General features: G+C 29.0%; 5 protein-coding genes. 3 read left to right on the top strand and 2 right to left on the bottom strand.

What is annotated here, in order from left to right; genetic code table 11:
* Positions 1-6: 6 nt before the first annotated feature.
* Entirely contained in the window at positions 7-825 is an 819-nt protein-coding gene (gene panB, locus ACH2BC_RS10555) for a 3-methyl-2-oxobutanoate hydroxymethyltransferase (protein ID WP_395053963.1), read from the bottom strand.
* Positions 826-1,131: 306 nt separating this feature from the next.
* The gene (locus ACH2BC_RS10550; protein ID WP_395053962.1) at positions 1,132-3,585 is read right to left on the bottom strand and encodes a beta-glucosidase family protein; all 2,454 of its coding nucleotides are present in this window, start codon (positions 3,583-3,585) and stop codon (positions 1,132-1,134) included.
* A 154-nt stretch (positions 3,586-3,739) separates the two neighbouring features.
* On the opposite strand from ACH2BC_RS10550, the gene ACH2BC_RS10545 reads away from it, so the two are divergent.
* The 3 genes from ACH2BC_RS10545 to ACH2BC_RS10535 all read left to right on the top strand — a co-directional run.
* Positions 3,740-4,486 carry an NUDIX domain-containing protein gene (locus tag ACH2BC_RS10545; protein WP_395053961.1) on the top strand — a complete coding sequence of 249 codons (747 nt, stop codon included), beginning with the start codon at positions 3,740-3,742 and terminating at the stop codon, positions 4,484-4,486.
* Positions 4,487-4,503: 17 nt separating this feature from the next.
* Positions 4,504-4,947, top strand: coding sequence for a nuclear transport factor 2 family protein (locus tag ACH2BC_RS10540; protein ID WP_395053960.1), 444 nt, complete (start codon positions 4,504-4,506; stop codon positions 4,945-4,947).
* A gap of 117 nt (positions 4,948-5,064) precedes the next feature.
* Positions 5,065-5,737, top strand: a 673-nt coding sequence (locus ACH2BC_RS10535; protein WP_395053959.1) for an outer membrane beta-barrel protein, incomplete at its 3' end; no start/stop codon positions are given.

Below are 5,737 nucleotides of genomic sequence, written 5' to 3'. Positions count from 1 at the left end.
TTAAAATTAATATTGCTCATTTTTATTTGGAAAATCACTCGATTTCACGTCAGCTACATAATTCCCGATAGCTTTGGTCATTTGTTCATACAAATCTAAATAGCGTCTCAAAAAACGTGGACTAAATTCATTATTCATTCCCAACATATCGTGAATTACAAGAACTTGACCGTCAACACCACCACCAGCGCCAATTCCAATTACAGGTATAGAAATACTTTTGGCAACTTTTTCAGCTAAATGTGCTGGAATTTTTTCTAAAACTAAGGCAAAACATCCTAATTTTTCAAGTAATTTGGCATCATCAATTAATTTCTCTGCTTCTTCATCTTCTTTTGCTCTTACTGTATAAGTTCCAAATTTATAGATGGATTGTGGCGTTAAACCCAAATGTCCCATTACAGGAATTCCAGCGTTTAATATTTTTTTTATAGAATCTTTAATTTCTCTTCCACCTTCAAGTTTTACAGCGTGTCCGCCACTTTCTTTCATAATTCTAATAGACGAACGCAATGCTTCTTTAGAGTCAGATTGGTAACTTCCAAAAGGTAAATCTACCACAACCAAAGCACGTTCTATTGCTCTAACAACTCCAGATGCGTGATAAATCATTTGATCTAGTGTAATTGGTAATGTAGTTTCGTGTCCAGCCATAACATTACTAGCAGAATCGCCAACTAATATTACGTCAACTCCAGCTGTATCTACAATTTTTGCCATTGTAAAATCGTAAGCTGTTAGCATTGAAATTTTTTCGCCATTGGCTTTCATTTCAATTAATGATTTTGTTGTAATTCTTTTGTAATCTTTTTTGGCTACTGACATTTGTATAATTTTAAAATTTCAATTGATACTAGTTTAACAATTGTTAATTAAGGTGTAAAAGTACTAAAATCGATTTGTTTTAAATGAAGTCGTTTAAACTTTTTTCAATTGGTTAAAAATTATCTTCTTGTCTCATATTTCACATTTTTTTTATTCCGTAACGATATTATGCAATAAAAAAAATCTAAAATCTGAAACAAAAATCTTAACTTTTTACTTCAATTAAAAAAGCTTAAATGACTTCCAAAAAAAAATGGACTTGAAATAAATCAAATCCACAAAAAAAATAATAATAGTAGGTTAAAACTATTTTTTTAAATCTTTAAATTCTACATCCATTGCAAATGCCGAATTCGTTTTTTCAACAACCAGTTCTTTTACTAAATTAAAACTAGCAGTTTTTTTATAATTTAATGATGATGTTCCAAGTGTAACTGTATAATTTCCTGCATCGGCAATCCATCCATTTCTTGATGATACAAACGAAGCTAAATCTTTTGGGTCCAAAGTTAATATAATTTTTTCACTTTCATTTGGTTGTAATAATTTGGTTTTTGCAAATGCTTTTAACTCTGAATTTGGTTTATCAATACTTTTATTTGGAGCTGACAAATACAATTGAACTACTTCTTTTCCAGCTACTTTACTAGTATTTTTTACAGAAATTGTTACAGTAATTTTATTTGTAAAAGTTTTAGAACTTAATTTTGCATCCGAAAATTCAAAATTGCTATAAGACAATCCATATCCAAATTCGTAAGATGGTTTTACTTTAAAACTATTAAAATATCTGTATCCAACATAAATTCCTTCTTCATAATTTACATCTGTCGGATTTTCTGCAGGAGTTCCAACCCAATTTTTAGTTGCAATTGCATCACTATAATTTACAGGAAATGTCATAGTTAATTTTCCTGACGGATTTGTTTTTCCAGATAAAACATCGGCTACAGAATTTCCTGCTTCTTGTCCTGGTTGCCAAGGTAAAATAATGGCATCAACTTTATCTTTCCAACTTGCGGTTTCAATTACACCACCAATATTTAAAATTACTATTACTTTTTTTCCTTTTGCGTGAAAAGCATCTGAAATAGCATTTATTAAAGTGATTTCATCATTTGCTAAATTAAAATCTTCATCAATTTTTCTATCATCGCTTTCACCAGCATTTCTGCCTATTGTTAAAATTGCAATTTCTGCTGAATTCGCTTTACTTTCAATCATTTCTTTAGTTAAAACCAATTCAGAAATTCGTTTTGGAGTTACTAATAATCCACCATTTTTTTCACGACGTTCCAGTTCTTTAGCTTTTTCAGCAACTGCATAAGGTTTGTATAAATTTTCCAATTCAGAATCTATTTTAAATCCTGCATTATTTAAACCATCAAGTAATGAAATTGTGTATGCTTCATTTACATCGCCACTTCCAGTTCCACCAGAAATAAAATCGTAAGATGTAACTCCAAACAATGCAATTGAAGATAACTTCGTAGTTATTGGTAATGTGTTAGAATTATTTTTTAACAATATTGTTCCTTCTGCTGCAACTTGTCTAGTAACGGTAGCGTTTTCTTTTAAATTTGGAGCATCAGAATACTGATAATTATTCATCGAAGGCGACTTAAAAACCAATTCTAATATTCTAGTTAAGTTTTTATTTACAGCAGCATTTGACAATTTTCCATTTTTTAAATTTTCTAAAATTGCCGCTTTTTGCGATGCTGTTCCAGGCATTAATAAATCGTTTCCTGATGATAATTGTGCTGTTACATTACTTACAACATCTAAACCAAAAGGTGGTTTTTTTCCGTCATATCCGCCAAACCAATCGCTCATTACCAATCCTTTAAATTTCCATTCTTTTCTTAAAACTGTAGTTAGTAAATCGTTATATTGAGAAGTATATGTTCCGTTTATTAAATTATAAGATGACATTATTGTCCATGGTTTTGCTTCTTTTACAGTAATTTCAAATCCTTTTAAATAAATTTCTCTCATTGCTCGTTCACTTACATGAACATTTACTCCCATTCTGTTGCGTTCTTGGTTGTTGGCAGCAAAATGTTTAATAGAAACTCCAACACCATTAGACTGAATTCCGTTTACAATTGATGCCGCAATTTTTCCTGTAAGTAATGGATCTTCACTATAATATTCAAAGTTTCTTCCACACAATGGGTTTCTATGTATGTTCATTCCTGGTCCAAGTAAAACATCAACGCCATACTCTTTTACTTCATTTCCCATTGCTTTTCCAACCTCATAAATAAGTTTTTCGTTCCAAGTAGAAGCTAAAGATGTTCCAACAGGAAAAGCAGTTCCATAATATTTTTTAGTATCGTTAATTCTAGTAGGATTAATTCGCAATCCTGCTGGACCATCAGAAACTATAACACTTTTTATTCCTAATCTTTTTATTTCAAAAGTTGCTCCTGCAGCGCCAGGAACTTTTCCTTGGTAACCTTCGGTTGTAAATTTTAATTTTTCTACATCAAATCCAGGCATTCCAATACCAATTAATAAACTTGCTTTTTCATCATCGGTCATTTTACTAATTAAATCTTGAATTCTGTCACTTATTGGCAATCGATAATCTTCATATTTATCTAATTTTCCATTTGAATTTAAATCAGAAAAGGTAAATCCATCAACAGTAATAGTTTGTATTTCGTCTGTTTTGTTTTTCCAAGAAACACTTGAAAAAAGTAGTATAGAACAAAGCAATGTTGTTGATAAATTTTTAAAAGAATTATTTTTCATCTGATTAGTTAAATTGATTTCATTGCTTCATTATGAAGCAATATTATATATTATTTTTTATATTTACAATAAAAAGAAATTAAAAATTAAAATTGTTGTAGTTAAAATTTACATTAAGTGAAGAAATGTATATATTAGCAATGAAAATAGAGCAATGGAGTTTAAAAAAATACTTGAAGAAAAGTCAGAAGAATCTTGGAAAATCTATATTCCCAATTTATCTATAGATTGTGTGGTTTTTGGATACAATGATGCAACTTTAAAAGTATTAGTAACCAAAATAAAAAATCAAAAACTTATTGGTCTTCCTGGTGGATACGTTTTAAAAACTGAAAATTTATTTGATGCTGCAAAAAGAATATTATTTGAAAGAACTGGAGCAGAAAATATTTATTTACAACAGTTTAAGGTTTTTGGAGATTTAAATAGATCAGAAGATTTTTTTAAGAACTTTGATGATAATATTTGGAACAAACAGCGATTTATTTCTGTAGGACATTATGCTTTAGTAGATTACACGAAAGTAAATTTAGTTATTGATGATATTTCTGATGCTTGCGAATGGAAATCTATCACCGAACTTTCAGAATTTATGATGGATCACAAAATTATTTTTGATGAAGCTTTGCAAACATTACAAAAACAATTAAATCATAAACCTATAGGATACAATTTATTACCAGAAAAGTTTACCATGCCAGAACTTCAAAAGTTATATGAAATTATTTTGGAAAAAAAATTAAATCGTGGTAATTTCTACAGAAAAATATTGCGTTATGATATTCTAGAAAAACTATACGAAAGTAGAAAAGGTGGCGCACACAAAGCTCCAGATTTATATAAATTTGATTTGATAAAGTATCAATTAGCTTTAAAAAACGGCTTTAATGAAGGTTGGTAATTTTTAAAACACAAAACATGAAAGTATATTTATTATTTTTTTTATTTTATTTTTCAAGTAATTGTTTGGCTCAAAGTTCTAATAATACTGATGAAGTTAAACAAACTATCGAAAATTTTTTCGTTGCATTTCACGCTAAAGACACTTTGAAATTAAAAACTATTTGTTCAGATAAAATGATTTTGCAATCGGTTGCAGAAAATTCTACAGGTTCAAAATTAATATATGAGTCTGTTTCTAAATTTTATAAATCTATCGCAACAATTCCAACAACTATGACTTTTCTAGAAAAAATTCTAAATTTTTCAATTCAAGTTGATGGAGCAATGGCAAATGTATGGACGCCTTACGAATTTTATAATAATGGAAAACTTAGTCACAAAGGAGTAAATTCTTTTACTTTATTTAAAGAAAATGATTATAGGAAAATTATTTATTGTATTGATACCAGAAGGAAGTAAATAATTTAGATTTGCATTCTGATTTTATTATAAAAAGAAAAACATCTTATCCAATAAAATAAAGATAAATTATAGACAAAGTAGCATGTTTTTTACTTTTTAATATGTTAATTACTTATGATAAATAGTATAAAAAGATTAATTAGTTCCGCTTTATTAGTTTTAGTATATACAATTTCAAACGCACAAGAAGTTGCAAAAGAGAAAAATCCATATACGTTTTCTGGTTATATAGAAACCTATTTTAGTTACGATTTTAACGAACCTGAAAATCATGTTCGTCCAGGATTTATTTTTAGTCACAACAAACACAACGAGTTGAACTTAAATTTGGGTTTGGCAAAAATGAATTATACGAAAGATAATGTGCATGGAAATTTGGCTATAATGGCAGGAACTTATGCCGAATATAATTTAGCTTTAGAGCAAGATTTGTTAAAAAATATATTTGAAGCCAATGTTGGTGTTAAAATTTCTTCAAAGTATAATTTGTGGGTTGATGCAGGAATTATGCCTTCGCATATAGGTTTTGAAAGCGCAATTGCTAAAGATTGTCCAACTTTAACGAGAAGTATTTTGGCAGATAGTTCTCCATATTATGAAGCTGGAGTAAAAATTGGCTACACTTCATCATCAGAAAAATGGTATTTGGCAGCTATGTATTTAAACTGTTGGCAACGAATTCAGAAAATTGATGGCAATCAAACGCCAGCTTTTGGAACCCAAATTACTTTTAAATCAAGTGCAAAAACAACTTTAAATTGGTCCACTTATGCTGGAAATGAGCAAC

Origin of the sequence: Flavobacterium sp. (assembly GCF_043760115.1) — a bacterium.
In the GTDB taxonomy this organism is placed as follows: Bacteria; Bacteroidota; Bacteroidia; order Flavobacteriales; family Flavobacteriaceae; genus Flavobacterium.
This window is presented reverse-complemented; position numbering and strand designations above follow the sequence as displayed.